Genomic DNA, 19527 nt, shown 5'->3' with positions numbered 1-19527 from the left:
CGTCATGAGCATTCTCGATTTCAACGGCGTGTCCAAGACCTTCGGCGAAGGCACCCACGCCAACCCCGTCCTGAAAAACATCGATCTCTCGGTGCAGGAGGGCGAATTCCTGGTCCTTCTGGGTTTCTCCGGCACCGGCAAGACGACGCTGATCAACCTGATGGCTGGGCTGGAACAGCCCACCAAGGGCAGCGTCACCTTCAAGGGCAAGCCGATCACCGGCCCCGGGCCCGAGCGCGGCGTGATCTTTCAGAACTACTCGCTGATGCCCTGGCTCACGGTGAACGGCAACGTGGCGCTGGCGGTCGATACGGTGTTCCCGAAGATGCCCGCCGCCGAACGCGCCGCCAAGGTCGATACCTACGTCAAGATGGTCGGCCTGGCCCATGCCGCCAACCGCCGCCCGGCGGAACTGTCGGGCGGGATGCGCCAGCGGGTCAACGTGGCGCGTGCGCTTGCGATGACGCCGGAAATGCTGCTGCTGGACGAACCGCTGTCGGCGCTGGATGCGCTGACCCGCGCCAACCTCGCGGACGAGATCGAAGCGATCTGGGCGCGCGAGAAACAGACCTGCGTGCTGATCACCAACGACGTGGACGAGGCGATCCTGCTGGCCGACCGCATCATCGCGCTGACACCCGATGGCCGGATGGGCCGCGAATTTCCCGTCGCCTTGCCCCGCCCCCGCGATCGCAGCGCGATGAACCACAACGAGGCGTTCAAACGCCTGCGCGCCGAGGTCACGACATACCTGATGGACATCGGGATCGAGGCGCGTGTCGAAGGCACCCGTGCCCTGCCCGATGTGACCCCGATCCACGGTCTGCCCACCGCCGTGGCCCAGGCGCAGGACGGGCTGATCGAAGATCGATTCCTCGACTTCAGCCAGCTGCACAAGGTCTACCCCACGCCCAAGGGGCCGCTTACGGTCGTCGAGGACTTCAACCTCAAGGTCAATCGCGGCGAATTCATCTCGCTCATCGGGCATTCGGGTTGCGGCAAATCCACGGTGCTGACCATGGCCGCCGGGCTGAACGACATTTCCAAGGGCGCGATCAAGCTGGATGGCCGCCACGTCGAAGGCGCCGACCCGGAACGCGCTGTTGTGTTCCAGTCGCCCAACCTGTTCCCTTGGCTGACCGCGCGCGAAAACGTCGCCATCGGGGTCGACAAAGTCTATCCCCGCGCCAGCCAGGCCGAGCGGCAGGAGGTGGTGGAATACTACCTTGAACGCGTCGGCCTTGGCGATGCGATGGATCGCGGCGCCGCCGACATGTCGAACGGGATGCGCCAGCGTGTCGGCATTGCCCGCGCCTTCGCACTCTCGCCCAAGCTGCTGCTGCTGGATGAACCCTTCGGGATGCTCGACAGCCTGACCCGCTGGGAACTGCAAGAGGTGCTGATGGAGGTCTGGTCGCGCACCAAGGTGACCGCCATCTGCGTCACCCATGACGTGGACGAGGCGATCCTTCTGGCCGACCGCGTGGTCATGATGACGAACGGCCCGCAGGCCACCATCGGGCGCGTGCTGGATGTCGATCTGCCCCGCCCGCGCACCCGCAAGGCATTGCTGGAGCACCCCGATTACTACCTCTACCGCGAGCAGGTTCTGAACTTCCTTGCCGAATACGAACACGGCGCCACCCCCAAGAGCGCGACCAGCCCCACCGAAACCCCCGCCAAGAAGGAAGCCGCATGATGGACGTTGCAGTCGATACCCCGGTCAAGACCTTCATCCAGGTGTCCGAAGTCTGGGTCCCCAGGGATGGACGCCTTGTGCTGGCCGAAGGCGATTACGGCACGCTTGACGCCTTCGCCGAAGCCTCGCGCCACGCCAGTTTCGCCAAGGGCGAGGGCCTGCCGGGCAAGGCCTGGGCCGATCAGCGCCCCGTGGTGCTGAAAGGCTTTGACGGGTCATACTTCAAGCGGATCGAAGCCGCCGCTGAGGCCGGGCTGACCAGCGCCGTCGCCATTCCGGTCTTTGACCTCGACGAGTTGAAGGCGGTTCTGGTGGTGCTGTGCGGTGATGACGACAACCGCACCGGCGCCATCGAGATCTGGCGCGAGAGCGACGATCTGCTGATGCTGGACGATGGCTATTACGGCGCCGCCAAGCATTTCGAATGGATCAGCCAGCACACGCATTTTCCGCGCGGTCAGGGGTTGCCCGGGGCGGTCTGGGCCTCGCTTACGCCGATCCTGATGCGCGACCTTGGCTCGGGCTATCGTTTTATCCGGGCCGACAGCGCGGGCAAGGCCGGGCTGACCACGGGGCTGGGGCTGCCTGTGCCCTCGCCCTCGGGCGAAACCTGCGTGCTGACGCTGCTGTCGGCGCGGGGCACGCCCATCGCGCGACGCTTTGAAATCTGGGATGCCCGGCCCGCCCGCGTGGGCAAGACCGGCGGGGCCGAGCTGATCGACGGGATCTGCGCGCGCGAAGGCCGGTTGTGGGACGAAGACAACCCGCGCAAGGCCGCCGCCTGGCAGGGCCACATCGGGCGCGTTCTTGGCACCGGCCTGCCGCTGGCCGAACGCGGCGGCCCCGGTCTGGTCGCCGGGTACGATTCCATTGTCGCCCTGCCCGTCCATTTGAACGGCCACCTTTCGCACATCGTCGCCTGGTATTGCTGAGGATACGCCCATGAAACGCAAGCTTGTCATCATTGGCGCCGGAATGGCCTCGGGCCGGGCGCTGGAACACCTGCTGGAGGCGGACGCCGACGGCTTTGACATCACCCTGTTCAACGCCGAGCCGCGCGGCAACTACAACCGCATCATGCTGTCGCCCGTGCTGTCGGGCGAAAAGAGTTACGAGGAAATCGTGACCCATGACGCCGATTGGTACGCGGCGCACGGCGTCACCTGCCGGTTTGGCGAAAAGGTGCTGCGGGTGGATCGCGACCGCAAGGTGGTGGTCGGTGAAAACGGCGAGGTGCCCTATGACCAGCTGATCTTCGGCACCGGATCTTCGGCCTTCATCGTCCCGGTTCCGGGGCACGACCTGCCCGGCGTCGTTGCCTTCCGCGATCTGGAAGACACAACCGCCATGACCAATGCCAGCGGCACCCCCGGTGGGCGCGCCGTGGTGATCGGCGGCGGGCTTCTGGGGCTCGAGGCCGCCGCCGCGCTGCGGATGCGCGGGATGGAGGTGACGGTGCTGCACATCGCCAGCCACCTGATGGAACGTCAGCTGGACCCGGCCGCCGGCTACCTGCTGAAGAAGGATCTGGAGCGGCGCGGCATCACCGTCCTGCTCGAGGCCTCGACCAAAGAGATCGTCGGCGAAGGCCGCGCGCAGCAGGTCAATCTGGCCGATGGCACCGAACTGCCCTGCGACATCGTGGTGATGGCGGTGGGCATCCGCCCCGCCGTCGCGCTGGCACAGGACAGCGGGCTGGACTGTGGCCGCGCGATCAAGGTCGACGCGCAGATGCGCACCAGCGACCCCAACGTGTTCGCCGTGGGCGAATGCGTCGAATTCAACGGCAACCTCTTCGGCCTTGTCGCGCCGCTATATGATCAGGCCAAGGTGCTGGCCGCCACGCTGACCGGGGCCGAGGCGACATTCGCCATGAAAGAGCTGTCGACCAAGCTGAAGGTCACCGGCTGCGACCTGTTCAGCGCGGGGGACTTTGCCGAGGGCGACACCCGCGAGGATATCGTGTTCCGCGATCCGGGCCGGGGCATCTACAAGCGGCTGGTGATCGAAGGCGACCGGCTGATCGGCGCGGTGATGTACGGCGACACCGCCGACGGCAACTGGTTCTTCGGGCTGATCAAGGACGGCACCGACATTTCCGAGATGCGCGAAACGCTGATCTTCGGGCCCGCCTTCCAGGGGGGTGCCCCGGTGGACCCTATGGCGGCCGTTGCAGCATTGCCGCCTGAGGCGGAGATTTGCGGCTGTAACGGCGTATGCAAGGGCACCATCACGCAGGCCATCGCAGGCGGCGCAACCACGCTGGACGACATCCGCGCCACCACCAAGGCCAGCGCGTCCTGCGGAACCTGCACCGGGCTGGTCGAACAGGTGCTGGCGGTGACGTTGGGCGATGATTTCGTGATCCCTGCGGCCAAGGGCATCTGCGGCTGTACCGACCTGACCCACGAGGACGTGCGCCGCCTGATCAAGTCGCAGGAACTGAAAAGCCAGGAGGCCGTCTGGCAGGAGCTGGGCTGGTCCACGCGCAACGGCTGCCACGTCTGCCGCCCTGCGATCAACTTCTACCTGCTGGCCGACTGGCCACTGGATTACAAGGACGACCGCCAGTCGCGGTTCGTCAACGAAAGGAACCACGCCAACATCCAGAAGGACGGCACCTATTCCGTCGTGCCGCGCATGTGGGGCGGGGTGACGACTCCGGACGAGCTGCGCGCCATCGCCGATGCCGCCGACAAGTACAACGTGCCGATGGTCAAGGTGACGGGCGGCCAGCGCATCGACCTGCTGGGCGTGTCAAAGGACGATCTGCCCGCCATGTGGGCCGATCTGAACGACGCCGGGCTGGTGTCGGGGCATGCCTATTCCAAAGGGCTGCGCACCGTGAAAACCTGTGTCGGCAGCCAATTCTGCCGCTTTGGCACGCAGGATTCCACGGGGCTGGGCATCCGGCTGGAGAAAATCCTCTGGGGGTCGTGGACGCCGCACAAGGTAAAGCTGGGCGTGTCGGGCTGCCCGCGCAACTGCGCCGAGGCGACCTGCAAGGATGTCGGCATCATCTGCGTCGACTCTGGCTTTGAAATCAGCGTCGCGGGAGCGGCGGGGATGGAGGTGAAGGAGACCGAACCCCTTGCCAAGGTCGCGACCGAGGACGAGGCCGTGGAATACACCACCGCCTTTGTCCAGCTCTACCGCGAACACGCGCGTTACCTGGACCGGCCCTATAAATGGGTCGCCAAGGTGGGGCTGGACTGGGTGGTTGACCAGATCGCCGATGCCGCCGCCCGCCGCGCGCTGGTCGACCGGTTCGAGATCTCGCAATCGGTCTATCGCACCGACCCCTGGGCCGAACACGCCCGCCCGTCCGAGCGGCCCGCCTGGCAGCCGCTTGCCGATCTTACCCTGGAGGCTGCGGAATGAGCTGGATCGACATTGGTCACATAGACGACATCCCCCTGCGCGGCGCGCGCACGGTCAAGACGCATTCGGGCTGCATCGCCGTGTTCCGCACCAGCGACGCCGAGGTCTTCGCCACCGGCAATGCCTGCCCGCACAAGGGTGGCCCCCTGTCCGAGGGCATCGTGCACGGCACCCGCGTGACCTGCCCGCTGCACAACATGGTGTTCGACCTGGCCACCGGGCAGGCGCAGGGCGCCGACACCGCCACCATCGCCACCTACCCGGTCAGGATCGAAGAGGGCCGCCTGCTGCTGGACGCCGCCGCGCTGTCGCCGTCACAGGCGGCCGCGTAATGGCTCCGGCCACGGCCCGGCCCGAGGTTCGCACCACCTGCGCCTATTGCGGGGTTGGCTGCGGCGTGCTGGCCCGCCCTGACGGCCGGGGCGGGCTGGCCGTATCGGGCGACCCGGCGCATCCCGCGAACCTTGGGCGGCTGTGTTCGAAAGGCTCGGCGCTGGGCGAAACCGTGGGGCTGGAAGATCGTCTTCTGCACCCAATGATCGGGGGCGCGCGCGCCAGCTGGGACGAGGCGATCGGATTGGTGGCCGACCGGTTCCGCGCCACGCTCGCCGAACACGGGCCCGGCTCGGTCGGGTTCTATGTCTCGGGTCAGATGCTGACCGAGGATTATTACGTTGCCAACAAGCTGATCAAGGGCTTCATGGGCAGCGCCAATATCGACACGAATTCAAGGCTCTGCATGGCCTCGACCGTGGCCGGGCACAAACGCGCCTTTGGCACCGACACCGTGCCCGGCACCTACGAAGACCTAGAGCTGGCCGATCTGGTGGTGCTGGTGGGCAGCAACCTCGCCTGGTGCCACCCGGTGCTGTACCAGCGCCTGGCCGCCGCCAAGGCCGCGCGTCCCGAGATGCGCGTGGTCGTGATCGACCCGCGCCGCACCGCCACCTGCGACATCGCCGACATGCACCTTGCGCTGGCACCGGGCAGCGATGTGGCGCTGTTCAACGGGCTGCTGGCGCGGCTGGCCGATCTGGGGGCTGTCGCTGAGGGCATGGACACGCGCGTGGAAGGGTTCGAGGAGGCAATTGCCTCGGCCCGGGCCGACGATCCAGCGGCGACCGGGCTGTCGCCTCAGGACCTCGAGGCGTTCTGGTTCCTGTTCGCCGGCACCGAAAAGGTGGTCACCGTGTTCAGCCAAGGCGTCAATCAATCCGCCCGGGGCAGCGACAAGGTGAACGCGATCCTGAACTGCCACCTTGCCACGGGTCGTATCGGGCGCCCCGGCATGGGGCCGCTGTCGGTCACCGGGCAACCCAACGCAATGGGCGGGCGCGAGGTGGGCGGGCTGGCCAACATGCTGGCCTGCCACATGGACCTGGAAAACGCCACGCATCGCGCCGCCGTGCAGGAATTCTGGCAATCCCCCGGCCTGCCCACGAAACCGGGGCTGAAGGCGGTCGACCTGTTCCGCGCGGTCGAGTCGGGCCAGATCAAGGCGCTGTGGATCATCTGCACCAACCCCGCCGTGTCGATGCCCGATGCCGACCGGGTGCGTGCCGCGATTGCCGCCTGCGACTTCACCGTGGTCAGCGACCTGACCGCGCGCACCGATACCGCGCGGCTGGCCGATGTGCTGCTGCCCGCCACCGGCTGGGCCGAGAAGGACGGCACCGTCACGAATTCCGACCGCACCATCAGCCGCCAGCGCGCCGTGCTGCCGCCCCCGGGCGAGGCGCGGCACGATTGGGACATCCTGGCCCGCGTCGGGCGGCGCATGGGCTGGTCCATTGCCTTTGATTACCAGTGCCCGGCCGAGATTTTCCGCGAACATGCCGCGCTGTCGGGGATCGCCGGGCGCTTTGGTCTGGACTTCGACATCTCGGGCTTCGCCGATCTGTCGGATGCCGGGTACGAACGCCTGCAACCAACCCGCTGGCCCGTTGCTGCCGCGCGGCAGGGCGGGCGGTTCTTTGGCGACGGGGCGTATTTCACGCCCTCGGGCAAGGCGCGGATGCTGGCGCTGACGCAGCAGCCCCCCGAAACCCGGCTCGAGCCGCGCTATCCACTGCGGCTGAACACGGGCCGGGTGCGCGACCAGTGGCACACGATGACGCGCACGGCCCGCGCACCGCGCCTGAACCGTCATATCGCCGAGCCGTTCCTTGAAATTCACCCCGCCGATGCCGCCGCGCGTGGGCTGGCGCCCGCGGAACTCGCCCGTGTCGACAGCCCGCACGGCAGCGCCGTGCTGCGCGTTCTGGTGACCGAGCGGGTGCAGCCCGGCACGCTTTTCGCGCCGATCCACTGGACGGGCGAAACCGCTCCCACCGGCCGGATCGACGCGGTTGTGGCCCCGGTCGTCGATCCCGTCTCGGGCCAGCCCGACAGCAAGGCCAGCGCCGTCGCGGTCGCGCCCTTCAACGCGGCGTGGTACGGGTTTGCCGTGTCGGTCGCGCGGCCCGAGCCAAACGCGCCCTATTGGGCGCGCGCTGCCTGCGATGGCGGCTGGCGCACCGAACTGGCCGGGCTGGAAGCCCCAGATGACTGGGCAAGCGCCGCGCGCGATCTGTTCGGGCTGGAACCCGAGGCCGAGGCGCTGTCGGTTCAAGACCCGGCGCGCGACCTCTTTCGCGTGGCCTTCCACCGCGAGGGGCAGTTGATTGCCGCGCTCTTCGTGGCATCGACCCCGGTCGCCGTGGCGCGCGATCACCTTGTCGGGCTGCTGGGCGGCGACCCCGCGCTGGCGCTGTCGGGGCGGCCCGGCGCCGATCAACCCGATCCGGGGCCCGTCATCTGCGCCTGCCTGAACGTGGGCGTCAACACCATCCTCGGCGCCATCGAGTCGGGCCGCGCCCTGAGCGTCGAGACGATCGGCGAGGCCCTGGGCGCGGGCACCAATTGCGGCTCCTGCCGGCCCGAGATTGCGGCTATACTTGCGCGCGCCACCACCCCAACGCGCGAGGCCGCCGAATGACATCGCTTGCCCCTTACGTCCGTATCCTGGCCCAGGGAAAGGGCCGCGCCCGGTCGATGACGCAGGACGAGGCCGAAAGCGCCATGGCGTTGATGCTGTCGGGCGCCCCTGCCCCCGAGGCGGTGGGCGCAATCCTGATGCTGCTGCGGATGAAGGGCGAAACCGCGCCGGAAATCGCAGGCTTCACCGCCGCCGCGCGCGGGGCGCTGCCGGGCGGCTGGCCCGGGCCGGCCCCCGACCTCGACTGGCCCAGCTATGCCGCCGGGCGCACGCGCGGTCTGCCGTGGTTCCTGCTGTCTGCGCGGCTGGTCGCGCGGCTGGGCCATCGCGTGCTTCTGCATGGCTGGAACAGCCACCAGTCGGCCCATGCCTCGGTCCGCGCCTCGTTGGGCGATCTGGGGATCCCCGTGTGCCAGACCACTGCCGCCGCCGTGCAGGCGTTGCAGGCCCGGAACATCGCCTACCTGCCGCTGGAAACGCTGTCGCCCGCATTGATGCGCCTGCTGGGACTGCGCGAGGTGCTGGGCCTGCGGTCCTGCGTGAACACCGTGCTGCGGATGCTGAACCCCGGCAGCGCGCCCGCCGCCGTGCAGGGCGTCTTTCACCCGCCCTACCGCGAATTGCAGGCCGATGCCGCGCAGCTTCTGGGCCAGCCCGCGCTGAGCGTACTGAAAGGCGGCGGCGGCGAGTTCGAACACCACCCGACCAAGGACATCGCCATTTTCGGCCTAAGGGACGGCGCGCCTTGGACCGGCACAACCGGCATTCACGCCGACGGACGCCGCCGTCTGGCCGAAACGCTAAGTGACCCGGCCGATCTGGCCGCGATCTGGCAAGGCCGCAAAACGGACGATTTCGCCGAGGCCGTGGTGATCAGCACCGCCGCGCTGGCGCTGGACACCCTTGGCGTGGCCGACCCCGAGGCCACCGCCGCCCGCGCCTGGGCTGCGCGCCACGACACCCCTGCACAGCCCGAGTTCACGCCATGAAAAGTTTCCCGATGTTCATCCGCACCAGCGGGCGCCGCGTGGTGATCGCAGGCGGCGGCGAACAGGCCGCGCAAAAGGCCCGTCTGATGCTGAAAACCGATGCGCGCCTTGTGCTGCTGGCCGACAGGCTCGACCCGGAGCTGGCCGATCTGGTTGCCTCGGGGCGTGCCACCCATGCCACCACGCCCGAACAGGCCGATTTCGCCGATACCGCGATGGTCTTCATCGCCACGCCCTGCCCTGCGCTGAATCATGCGCTGCACGGGCTGGCCAAGGCCGCCGGCGCGCTGGTCAACGTGGTCGACACGCCCGAACTCTGCGACATGACCACCCCGTCCATCGTGGACCGCGACCCGGTTGTCGTCGCCATCGGAACCGAGGGCACCGCGCCGGTGCTGGGCCGCCGCCTGCGCGCCCGAATCGAAGAACTGCTGGACCCAGGCCTTGGCCGTTTTGCCGCGCTGGCCGGGCGGCTGCGCGGCGCGGTGGCGCAATCCGTGCCGCTGGCTCGCCGCCGCGCCTTCTGGGACTGGGCCTTTACCGGCGCGCCGATGGCCGCCCACGCCCGTGGCGCGGAACGCGAGGCCGCCGCGCTGCTGAAAACCGCGATCGCCTCGGGCGGGCAGGATTGCCCCGAGCAAGGCCATATCGCACTGGTTGGCGCAGGCCCCGGCGCGCGCGATCTGCTGACGCTGCGCGCGGTCGAACGGCTGCAATCGGCGGATGTGATCTTTTACGACCGGCTGGTCGACGCCGACATCCTCGACATCGCCCGCCGCGACGCCGAACGCATCGACGTGGGCAAGCAGGTTGGCGCCCACGCCTGGCCGCAAGAGGCGATCAGCGCGCGCATCGCCGCCGAGGCCGCGCGGGGCCACCGCGTGGTGCGGCTGAAATCCGGCGATCCCTCGGTCTTTGGCCGCGCGGCCGAAGAACTGGCCGCCGCCCGCCGCGCCGGGGTACCGGTAGAGATCGTCCCCGGTATCACCGCCGCCAGCGGGGCCGCCGCCGCAATGGCGCGCCCGCTCACCTCGCGAGGACTGTCCGATACGCTGGTGCTGACCACGGGCACCTGCCGCGACGGTGACGACACCCCCGACTGGGCGCAGCACGCCCTGCCCGGCACCACGATGGTGTTCTACATGGCGACCCGTCAGGCCGCGCGCATCACCGCCACGCTAATGGCGCGCGGGCTGCCACCGGATACACCCGTGTCGGTGGCCCGCGCCGCCACCTGCCGGGACGAGCTGCTGCTGGAAACACCGCTGTCCGCGCTTCCGGGCGCGCTGGCCGAGAATGCCATCGACGGCCACACGCTGATCATGCTCGGCCTACCAAAACAGGCCACCTCTGCCCCCGCCCTCTCAGTCGCCTGAGCGCGCCCGAAACAGCGCCACCGCCGCCCGGAATTCGGCCATCGCGCCCTGGGGCACCGGCGGCAGGGCGTCCACCACTTCGCAGCCCCAGGTGACATAGGCGGCCTTGCGCGCCTCGGGCCAATCCGGCGGCGTCAGCGTGACCGAGCGGATGTTCGAGGTCTTGTCGCCGCATTTCACCAGCGCGGCCCGCGCGCTTTTGCCCGGCGCATTGACCACCTGCATCCGCTTGCGTTCCGCCTTGGGCAACGCCTTGTCGTCGGTCAGCTCGGCGACCACGGCGGCCACCGTCTCTCCGAACCGCTGCACCAGGTCGCCGTGGCTGACGGCCGTATCCTCGACCGTATCGTGCAGCCAGGCGGCGGCAATCGCGATCTCGTCGCCGCCATGGCGGGTCACGAAATCGGCCACCTCGGCCAGGTGGGTGTCATAGGGGCGCGCGCCTTCACCCTTGCGGATCTGCCCCGCATGGGCCTCGCGCGCAAAGGATTCCGCCAAACGGATCATCGCGTGTCTCCAGTCATGTTGCTTGGAAGGTGTGGCGTCACGCGGGAACCCCGCGGCGGCCACATGGCGCACCCGTTCACCGGGCGCGACACGGGAAGGGTAAGGCACCCGCGCGGCCTTGCAACCGCGCGGATTGTCGCAGCTAGAGCTATTCCGCCGCGTTCAGCTTGTCCTGCGTCTTCGTCTCGAAATCGCTGGCGTCGTGACGCTCGTGCAGCTGCGTCTTGGGGTCGCCGAAGGCGCGGTTCACCATGCGGCCGCGTTGCACCGCCGGGCGCGCGTCGATCCGCTTGGCCCATTCCTGAACCTTCTCATAGCTTTCCACATCCAGGAATTCGCCCGCCTCGTAGAGCCGCCCCAAAGCCAACTGACCGTACCACGACCACACGGCCATGTCGGCGATGGTGTATTCATCGCCCGCCAGCCAGGGCGCCTCGGCCAGCCGCCGCTCCAGCACGTCCAGCTGGCGCTTGGCCTCCATCGCGAAACGGTCGATCGGATACTGCCACTTCTCGGGCGCATAGGCATAGAAATGCCCGAACCCGCCGCCCAGATAGGGCGCGCTGCCCATCTGCCAGAACAGCCACGACATGCACTCGGTCCGCGCCGCCGGATCGGTCGGCAGGAACGCCCCGAATTTCTCGGCCAGATACAGCAGAATCGAGCCTGACTCGAAGACCCGCTGCGGCGGGCTCACCGAATGATCCATCAACGCCGGGATCTTGGAATTCGGGTTCACCGCAACAAACCCGCTGGAAAACTGGTCGCCCTCGCCGATGTTGATCAGCCAGGCGTCATATTCGGCACCCGCATGACCGGCGGCCAGCAGTTCCTCCAGCAGCACGGTCACCTTCACGCCATTTGGCGTCGCCAGCGAATACAGCTGGAACGGATGCGCGCCCACCGGCAGATCCTTGTCATGGGTCGGCCCGGCGATGGGGCGGTTGATGGAGGCAAACCGCCCGCCGCCCTCCTTGTTCCAGGTCCAGACCTTGGGTGGAGTGTAGCTGTCGTCGCTCATGTCGGGATGCCCCTTGTGACCAGAATGAATGAAATCCGGGCATCAAGGTAAACGCCCCGGCCCACGCGCAACCTATGCCCTTGGCAGACGGATTCAACCCAAAGCCAACCCACCCCTTCTTTGGGATACAAATATCCCGGGGGCACCCCGCAGGGGTGGGGGCAGAGCCCCTTGCTCGCGCGCCGCCCTCACTCCGCTTCAGACAACAGCACCATTCCCGAAGCATCACGATACCAACGCGCCAGAACCTGCCGTTCCTCTGGCGTTATATAGGATACGTTCGCCGGGGGCATCGCGCCGGAAATCGCCGCCTGCACGTAGATCTGCCGCGCGGCGGCAGCGATGTCGGCGTCGGTTTCAAGGTAGACTCGTTTCGGCGCCCACAGGATACCCTCGTAGAACGGTTCGCGCGCGTGGCACATTGAACAGCGCCCCAGCACGATGTCGCGGGCCTGCTCGAAATGCGCGTCCTGGGCGAACCGCTGTTGCGTCGGGGTCATCGCCACCTCGTCCTCGGCACCGCCGGGTCGAAATCCGGCGCTCGACAGCCAGACGATCAGGATGAACAGGATCGCGGTCACCGCCCATGTCCAGTTCGGCGCGGCCTTATGGGCGTGGGTGGTGTTGAAATAATGCCGGATCGTCACGCCCATCAGGAACACCAGCGCGGCGATCAGCCAGTTGTACTGCGTCGCAAAGGCCAGTGGGTAATGGTTCGACAGCATCAGGAACACCACCGGCAGCGTCAGATAATTGTTATGCGTGCTGCGCAGCTTGGCGATCTTGCCGTATTTCGGATCGGGCGCGCGGCCCGCCTTCAGGTCGGCCACCACGATGCGCTGGTTGGGCATGATGATGAAGAACACGTTCGCCGTCATGATCGTCGCCGTGAACGCCCCCAGGTGCAGCATCATCGCGCGCCCGGTGAACACCTGGTTATATCCCCAGCCCATCGCCACCAGCAGCACGAACAGCAGCACCATCAAGACGGTCGGATGATTGCCCAGTGCCGATTTGCACAAGGCATCATAGATCAGCCAGCCCACACCCAGCGACAGCGCCGAAATCGCGATGCCCTGCCACAGAGCCAGATCGGCCTTGGCCGCGTCGATCAGGTACAGCTCGCCTCCGACCCAGTAGACCACCATCAGCATCGCCGCGCCCGACAGCCATGTGGAATAGCTCTCCCATTTGAACCAGGTCAGATGCTCGGGCATCGCCTCGGGCGCGACCAGGTACTTGCGGATGTGATAGAACCCGCCGCCATGCACCTGCCATTCCTCGCCATGGGCGCCTTTGGGCAGATCGGGCGCCTTGCGCAGCCCAAGATCCAGCGCGATGAAATAGAACGACGATCCGATCCATGCGATCGCGGTGATCACATGCAGCCAGCGCACCGCAAAGGCGATCCATTCCCAGAAAATGGCCAGGTCGAACATCGCAGGCTCCCGTTGGTTACGGCCTTGATCCTAGCGCGCAATCCTCGGCCCGATCCATCGCTTTGCACCATCATGCAGCTTCAAAAATTCACGAAGAATGCGCGGAATATTCGCCCCACTCACCGGAAATTTCGCGAAAATGCGAAATTTCGACATGAAAAGCGGCATTCAATCTGCGCCTGCTAATACATTGAGCACAAAAAGAATTCCTCTTGCGCAGATTTTCATCACCCTGTCACATAGGCCAAGCAGTTTGCGAGAATCGAGCAAGGCTGACTATGCTCGGAAAATTGGCAGAAAAGTTGGGAGACTTTCATATGACCATCCGAACCCTATTTGGCCTCGCAACGGCCAGCATGGCTCTGGGCACCGCAGCCCAGGCGCAGACCGAAATCGAATGGTGGCACGCCTTCACCGGCCGCCTTGGCTAGCTGGTGGCCGAGCAGGTTGAAACCTTCAACGCCAGCCAAAGCGATTACAAGGTTGTTGCCACGCACAAGGGTAACTATTCCGAAACGCTGAACGCCGGTATCGCGGCCTTCCGCGCGGGCGAGCAGCCCGAGATTCTGATGGTCTTTGAAGTTGGCACCGCCACGATGATGGCCGCCAAGGGCGCGATCAAACCGGTTTACGAAGTGATGGCCGACTCCGGCGCCGACTTCGACTCCGACGCCTATATCGGCGCGGTCAAAGGCTATTACACCAGCACCGATGGAGAGATGCTGTCGCTGCCCTTCAACTCGTCCACGCCCGTTCTGTGGGTGAACCGCGACGCGCTGAAAGACGCCGGTGTTGATCCCGACAGCGACCTGTCGACATGGCAGAACGTGGGCGCCGTGCTGGACCAGCTGAAAGAAGCCGGTCACGAATGCCCGCTGACCACCGCGTGGCAAAGCTGGATCCACCTCGAAAACCTCAGCGCCTATCACAACGTGCCGTTCGCCAGCCAGGAAAACGGCTTTGCCGGTGTCGATACCGAGCTGCAACTGAACGGCCCCGTGCAAGTGAAGCATATCGACCAGATGGGCCAATGGGCAAAAGACGGGAAATTCGTCTATAAAGGCCGTCGCAACGAAGGCGGCGCCGATTTCCGTGGCGGCACCTGCGCGCTGTTCACCGAAAGCTCGGCCGGCTACGCGGGCATCAAGTCGGAAGCACAGTTCGAGTTCGACGTGCGCCCGCTGCCCTACTGGGAAGGTGTCGAAGGCGCGCCCCAGAACACCATCATCGGCGGGGCCTCGCTCTGGGTGATGGAAGGCCATACGGACGAGGAATACAAAGCCGTTGCGGCTTTCCTGAACTTCCTGTCCAGCGCCGAGATCCAGGCCAAGTGGCACCAGGACACCGGCTATCTGCCGATCACCTCGGCCGCCGGCGACCTGACCCGCGAACAGGGGTTCTATGACGAAAACCCCGGCACCGACATCGCCGTCAAGCAGATGACCACGAACGAGCCGACAGCGAATTCGAAAGGTCTGCGTCTGGGCAGCTTTGACCAGATCCGCGGCATCATCGACGAAGAGCTGGAAGCCGTCTGGGCCGGTGACAAGGACGCACAGGCCGCGCTGGACAGCGCCAAGCAGCGCGGCGATCAGCTGCTGCGCCGTTTCGAAGCCGCGAACTAAGCCGCCTTTGATACCAATGTCGCGCGCCCCGGGGGAAATCTCCGGGGCGCGTTGCCCTTCCCCAAGACGCCCGAGCGATCGGTTCAAAATGAACAGGCCCCCATGGAAAAACGCGTAACCTTCAAGGGTTGGCTTTTGCCGCTGCTCTTGCTTCTGCCGCAGGTGATCATCACCGCAGTGTTCTTTTTCTATCCGGCGGGCCAGGCGATCTATCAGTCGCTGTTCATCCCCGATCCCTTTGGGCTGTCGATGCGGTTCGTGGGCCTGGGCAATTTCGAATTCCTGCTGTCTGACCCCTATTACCGCGCGTCCTTTGTGACGACGGCGGTGTTTTCCATCCTTGTCACCGTGGTGTCGATGGGGGCCGCGCTGTACCTGGCAGTTCTGGCCGACCGGCTGATCAAGGGGTCTGGCACCTATCGCACGCTGCTGATCTGGCCCTATGCCGTGGCCCCGGCCGTGGCGGGCGTGCTGTGGATGTTCATGTTCAACACGCGCGTTGGCGTGGTGTCATGGTATCTGGGCCTGCTGGGGTATGACTGGAACCACGTCCTGAACGAGGGCGAGGCGATGGGCCTTGTCGTCGTCGCCTCGGCCTGGGGACGGGTCAGCTATAACTTCCTGTTCTTCCTTGCCGGGCTTCAGGCGATCCCGCGTTCGGTGATCGAGGCGGCCGCCATCGACGGCGCGCATTTCTGGACCCGCTTCCGCACCATCGTGTTTCCGCTGTTGTCGCCCACTACGTTTTTCCTGCTGGTGGTCAATATCGTCTACGCCTTCTTCGAAACCTTCGGCGTGATCCACACCATCACCGCAGGCGGGCCGCAACAGGCGACGACCATTCTGGTCTACAAGGTCTATGCCGATGGCTTCGTCGGGCAGGATCTGGGCAGTTCCGCCGCGCAATCTGTGATCCTGCTGCTGGTGGTCGGGCTGCTGACGATCATCCAGTTCAAATTCATCGAACGGCGGGTGCACTACTGATGGCGAAACTTCCTGACAGCGGCATGGTCGAACGGCGCGGCGCCGGGTTGTGGATCACTCATGCCGGGCTGATCCTTGGTGTGCTGGTGATCTTCTTTCCGATCTGGCTGGCCTTTGTCGCCTCCACCGTCAGCCAGCCCGAAATCGTACGCCCGCCGATGCCGCTGCTGCCGGGCGATCAGTTTCTTGAAAACTACCGCAAGGCGCTGGTGTCGGGCATCAACGCGCCCGTTGCGCTGATGCTGCTGAATTCGGCGATCATGGCCATTGGCATTTCGCTGGGCAAAATCGTGATTTCCCTGCTGTCGGCCTTTGCCATCGTCTATTTCCGCTTTCCGGGGCGGCGGCTGTTCTTCTGGCTGATCTTCCTCACGCTGATGCTGCCCGTCGAGGTGCGGATCGTGCCGACGTATGAGGTGGTCGCCGGGTTCGGGATGCTCAACAGCTATTCCGGGCTGATCTTTCCGCTGATCGCCTCGGCCACGGCGACCTTCCTGTTTCGCCAGTTCTTCATGACCGTTCCGGACGAACTGGCCGAGGCCGCGCGCGTCGATGGCGCGCGCCCGATGCGGTTCTTCTGGGATATCCTGTTGCCCATGAGCCGGACCAACATCGCCGCGCTGTTCGTGATCCTGTTCATCTATGGCTGGAACCAGTACCTCTGGCCGCTGCTCATCACCACGGATCCGTCGATGAACACCATCGTGATGGGCATCAAGCAGATGTTCCCCAGTGGCGATGACGTGGCCGACTGGCCGGTGATCATGGCGACATCGATCCTTGCGATGCTGCCGCCGGTCATCATCGTGGTGTCGATGCAGAAACTGTTCATCCGCGGGCTGGTGGACAGCGAGAAATGATGTTCGCCTTCACGCCCCCCAACATCAACCAATGGCCCGCCCGGCGGCACGCCGGGCCGCGCCCGACCCTCCCCCCGGGAGGGCGCCTTGGTGCCGTCACGCCTCACCTATGGTTTGCGTCCCCCGGCTCTGTCCGAACTCCACGACTAACCTGGGATGCGCCCACCCAGGCTCGGGCGCGTCCCTTATCCCAACATTCCGACCGACTTCGCAGGACCGATCCATGGCAACGCTGACCCTTACCTCTGTCAAGAAATCATTCGGCCCGACCGAGGTGATCCACGGCGTCGACATCGACATTGCCGAGGGCGAATTCATCGTGATCGTCGGGCCCTCGGGCTGTGGCAAATCCACGCTTCTGCGCATGGTGGCGGGTCTGGAAACTGTTTCGGGCGGCACCATCGCGATTGACGGGCGCACCGTGAACGATGTCGAACCGATGGACCGCGACATTGCCATGGTGTTTCAGAACTATGCGCTTTACCCGCATATGTCGGTGTTCGAAAACATGGCCTATGGGCTGAAGATCGCGAAGACGCCCAAGGCCGAGATCGACGCCCGCGTGGCGGTGGCCGCCAAGATGCTGCAACTGGAACCCTATCTTCAGCGCAAGCCGCGCGAGCTGTCGGGCGGGCAGCGGCAGCGGGTGGCGATGGGCCGGGCCATCGTGCGCAAGCCGTCGGTGTTCCTGTTCGACGAACCGCTGTCGAACCTGGACGCCAAGCTGCGCGTGCAGATGCGGCTGGAGATCAAGGCGCTTCAGAAAGAGCTGGGGATCACATCGCTGTACGTCACCCACGATCAGGTCGAGGCGATGACGCTGGCCGACCGGATGATCGTGATGAACGCGGGACGCGCCGACCAGATCGGCACACCGCTGGACGTATACGAAAACCCGGCGACCGAATTTGTGGCCGGCTTCATCGGCTCGCCCGCAACGAATTTCTTTTCGCCCAGTGCCGCCTTTGGACGCGCGCCGACTGTCGCCCGCATCGGCGTACGCCCGGAACACGCGCAACTGGCGGCGCCGGGGCAAGGGCGCGCGCAGGGCAAGCTGCTGTTCGCCGAAGCCCTGGGGGCGGAAACCCTGCTGCACATTCGCCTGAACACGGGCGAGATGTTCACCCTGCGCCAGGACGGCACTGCGCCTGTTCCAGTGGAAGGGGCAGACTGCGGAATCGACTGGCCCGCCGAGCGCGAGCTGGATTTCGACGCCGAAGGTCGCCGCCTGCCCTAGCGCAGGATCGGCGGTTTGCTTGGGTCGCTGCCCGGCGCGCTTGGTGTGCGCGGGCTGGGCCGTTCGGGTTCGGGCAGATCAAAGCGCAGCCCGGCGCGGGCAAGGCTGGCCGCCATCGGATCGGTGGCGTCAAAGAACCCCACGTCGAGCATTCCGGCCTCGATCCCCGAAAACGTCAGCGCCTCGCCCACCGCACCCGCCAGTGCTGGACGCGCGGCCTCGACCGCATCGACAAAGGCCAGCATGTGACCCTTGGCGCCGCTGTCGTATTCGACACCCGCAAGGTAGGCGCATTTGGCCAGCCCCCCCGCCGTTGCCAGTTTCGCATCCAGCGCGGTCACAAGGCTCTCGGGCAGACCACGCGGCGGGATGACGGCGGCAATCCGCGCTTCCACCTCGGAGGGCGCATTGGCGACCGTATCGGCCAGCCATGCCATCGCCTCGGGCGGCAGCAGGGTGGCCGAGGGGGCGACATCAAGGTTCACGCCCAGCCCGATCCCCTGCCCCGCCAACATCCCGGCCAGCACCCGCCCCGGCATCGCCACATAGGGCGCAGTGCGGCCCACGAACTGCGCCAGCCGTTCCTCGCGGTCAAAGGCCAGAACAAAGGTGCCATCGGCAATCTCGAAGGTCTCCGGGTCGATCTGGTCGCCCTTGGGCTCGGTTGTCAGCAGCAGGAACAACTCGCCATCGGCAAGGCGGGCGTAGAACCCAAGCCGCGCGGCATCATCCGCGGGGGCGGCTTCCATCGCGGCATGGGCGGTATCCAAAGGGGTGATTTCGGTCATGTCGGCTCCAGAACCTCGCGCACGCGCGATTGCAGGACCGGCAGAAGATCGGCCTGAAACCACGGGTTTTTCTTCAGCCACCCGGTATTGCGCCACGACGGATGAGGCAAGGGAAAGACGCGCGGCGCATGGGCGCGCCAATCGGCAACCGTGGCGGTGACAGGCGCGCGCGTGCCCATGTGCCAGCGGTGCGCGTGCCCACCCACCAGCACTGTCAGCGGCATCTCACCCAGTTCTGCCATCACCCGCGCGTGCCATGTTCGCGCGCAGATCGGCGGCGGCGGCAGGTCGGCCCCGCGCGCGTCATACCCGGGAAAGCAGAAGGCCATTGGCACAATGGCAACCTTGGATTGGTCATAGAACACATCTTCGTCGATCCCCAGCCAGTCGCGCAATCTGTCACCCGACGGGTCGGTGAACGGCCGCCCCGAGGCATGGACCCGCGCGCCCGGCGCCTGCCCCGCAATCAGGAGGCGCGCGCCGGGGCGAAACCATGCCACCGGGCGTGGCGCATGGGCCGTGGCGGTGGCGGCAAAGCGATCCGCGCACAGCCGACAGGCGCGGATTTCATCAGCGAGATCGCCCGTTTCGGTCATGTCCCGCCACCCTGGCGGCCACGATATTTTCGGCCTTGGACTATTGTT

15 protein-coding genes and 1 pseudogene are annotated in these 19527 nt (G+C 66.1%); 11 read left to right on the top strand and 5 right to left on the bottom strand.

From position 1 onward, the window contains the following. The first annotated feature begins 4 nt into the window (after positions 1-4). The 7 genes from FGK64_RS16445 to cysG are packed head-to-tail and all read left to right on the top strand — an operon-like array spanning position 5 to position 10422. Positions 5-1699 (top strand): ABC transporter ATP-binding protein, encoded by a 1695-nt coding sequence (locus tag FGK64_RS16445; RefSeq protein WP_138864905.1) that lies wholly within the window; start codon positions 5-7, stop codon positions 1697-1699. Continuing rightward, a complete protein-coding gene (locus FGK64_RS16440; RefSeq protein WP_246057791.1) occupies positions 1696-2631 on the top strand; it encodes a GAF domain-containing protein in 936 nt (311 codons plus the stop codon). Before FGK64_RS16445 ends, FGK64_RS16440 begins: the two co-directional genes overlap by 4 nt. Positions 2632-2641: 10 nt before the next feature. Next, complete coding sequence (gene nirB, locus FGK64_RS16435) at positions 2642-5080, top strand: nitrite reductase large subunit NirB (RefSeq protein WP_138864904.1); 2439 nt, start codon at positions 2642-2644, stop codon at positions 5078-5080. Next, positions 5077-5412, top strand: a complete 336-nt coding sequence (gene nirD / locus FGK64_RS16430) for a nitrite reductase small subunit NirD (RefSeq protein ID WP_138864903.1) — start codon at positions 5077-5079, stop codon at positions 5410-5412. The genes nirB and nirD overlap by 4 nt, the downstream gene beginning before the upstream one ends. Further along, positions 5412-8057 (top strand): nitrate reductase, encoded by a 2646-nt coding sequence (locus FGK64_RS16425; protein ID WP_138864902.1) that lies wholly within the window; start codon positions 5412-5414, stop codon positions 8055-8057. Before nirD ends, FGK64_RS16425 begins: the two co-directional genes overlap by 1 nt. Beyond that, entirely contained in the window at positions 8054-9046 is a 993-nt protein-coding gene (locus FGK64_RS16420; RefSeq protein WP_138864901.1) for a glycosyl transferase family protein, read from the top strand. Before FGK64_RS16425 ends, FGK64_RS16420 begins: the two co-directional genes overlap by 4 nt. Beyond that, positions 9043-10422 (top strand): siroheme synthase CysG, encoded by a 1380-nt coding sequence (gene cysG / locus FGK64_RS16415; RefSeq protein WP_138864900.1) that lies wholly within the window; start codon positions 9043-9045, stop codon positions 10420-10422. Before FGK64_RS16420 ends, cysG begins: the two co-directional genes overlap by 4 nt. On the opposite strand, the gene FGK64_RS16410 is transcribed toward cysG, so the two are convergent. From FGK64_RS16410 to FGK64_RS16400, 3 genes are all read right to left on the bottom strand, one after another. Next, positions 10411-10929: an HD domain-containing protein gene (locus FGK64_RS16410; protein ID WP_138864899.1), complete on the bottom strand. Its 519-nt coding sequence runs from the start codon at positions 10927-10929 to the stop codon at positions 10411-10413. The genes cysG and FGK64_RS16410 overlap by 12 nt on opposite strands. A gap of 148 nt (positions 10930-11077) precedes the next feature. Then, the gene (gene yghU, locus FGK64_RS16405) at positions 11078-11950 is read right to left on the bottom strand and encodes a glutathione-dependent disulfide-bond oxidoreductase (RefSeq protein WP_138864898.1); all 873 of its coding nucleotides are present in this window, start codon (positions 11948-11950) and stop codon (positions 11078-11080) included. A gap of 188 nt (positions 11951-12138) precedes the next feature. Continuing rightward, the gene (locus FGK64_RS16400) at positions 12139-13389 is read right to left on the bottom strand and encodes a urate hydroxylase PuuD (RefSeq protein ID WP_138864897.1); all 1251 of its coding nucleotides are present in this window, start codon (positions 13387-13389) and stop codon (positions 12139-12141) included. Positions 13390-13706: 317 nt separating this feature from the next. Here FGK64_RS16400 and ugpB point away from each other — a divergent pair. The 4 genes and pseudogenes from ugpB to FGK64_RS16380 all read left to right on the top strand — a co-directional run bounded on the left by ugpB (position 13707) and on the right by FGK64_RS16380 (position 18095). After that, positions 13707-15014: pseudogene (gene ugpB / locus FGK64_RS16395) on the top strand (sn-glycerol-3-phosphate ABC transporter substrate-binding protein UgpB). 102 nt (positions 15015-15116) lie between these two features. Then, positions 15117-15998, top strand: a complete 882-nt coding sequence (gene ugpA, locus FGK64_RS16390; protein ID WP_138864896.1) for a sn-glycerol-3-phosphate ABC transporter permease UgpA — start codon at positions 15117-15119, stop codon at positions 15996-15998. A gap of 23 nt (positions 15999-16021) precedes the next feature. Continuing rightward, positions 16022-16858, top strand: a complete 837-nt coding sequence (gene ugpE, locus FGK64_RS16385; protein WP_138865032.1) for a sn-glycerol-3-phosphate ABC transporter permease UgpE — start codon at positions 16022-16024, stop codon at positions 16856-16858. Between the two features lie 223 nt (positions 16859-17081). After that, a complete protein-coding gene (locus tag FGK64_RS16380; RefSeq protein WP_138864895.1) occupies positions 17082-18095 on the top strand; it encodes an ABC transporter ATP-binding protein in 1014 nt (337 codons plus the stop codon). Here the strand turns inward: FGK64_RS16380 and FGK64_RS16375 are convergent. Together FGK64_RS16375 and FGK64_RS16370 are read right to left on the bottom strand one after the other, a co-directional pair. Then, on the bottom strand, positions 18092-18883 hold the full coding sequence (locus FGK64_RS16375) for an SseB family protein (RefSeq protein WP_138864894.1): 792 nt from the start codon (positions 18881-18883) through the stop codon (positions 18092-18094). The genes FGK64_RS16380 and FGK64_RS16375 overlap by 4 nt on opposite strands. Next, complete coding sequence (locus FGK64_RS16370) at positions 18880-19479, bottom strand: uracil-DNA glycosylase family protein (protein ID WP_138864893.1); 600 nt, start codon at positions 19477-19479, stop codon at positions 18880-18882. Before FGK64_RS16370 ends, FGK64_RS16375 begins: the two co-directional genes overlap by 4 nt. Between the last annotated feature and the right edge of the window lie 48 nt (positions 19480-19527).

Source organism: Arenibacterium halophilum, from assembly GCF_005938225.1.
GTDB lineage: Bacteria > Pseudomonadota > Alphaproteobacteria > Rhodobacterales > Rhodobacteraceae > Arenibacterium > Arenibacterium halophilum.
The sequence above is the reverse complement of the archived record's forward strand: the minus strand, read 5'-3'. Positions and strand labels throughout refer to the sequence as shown.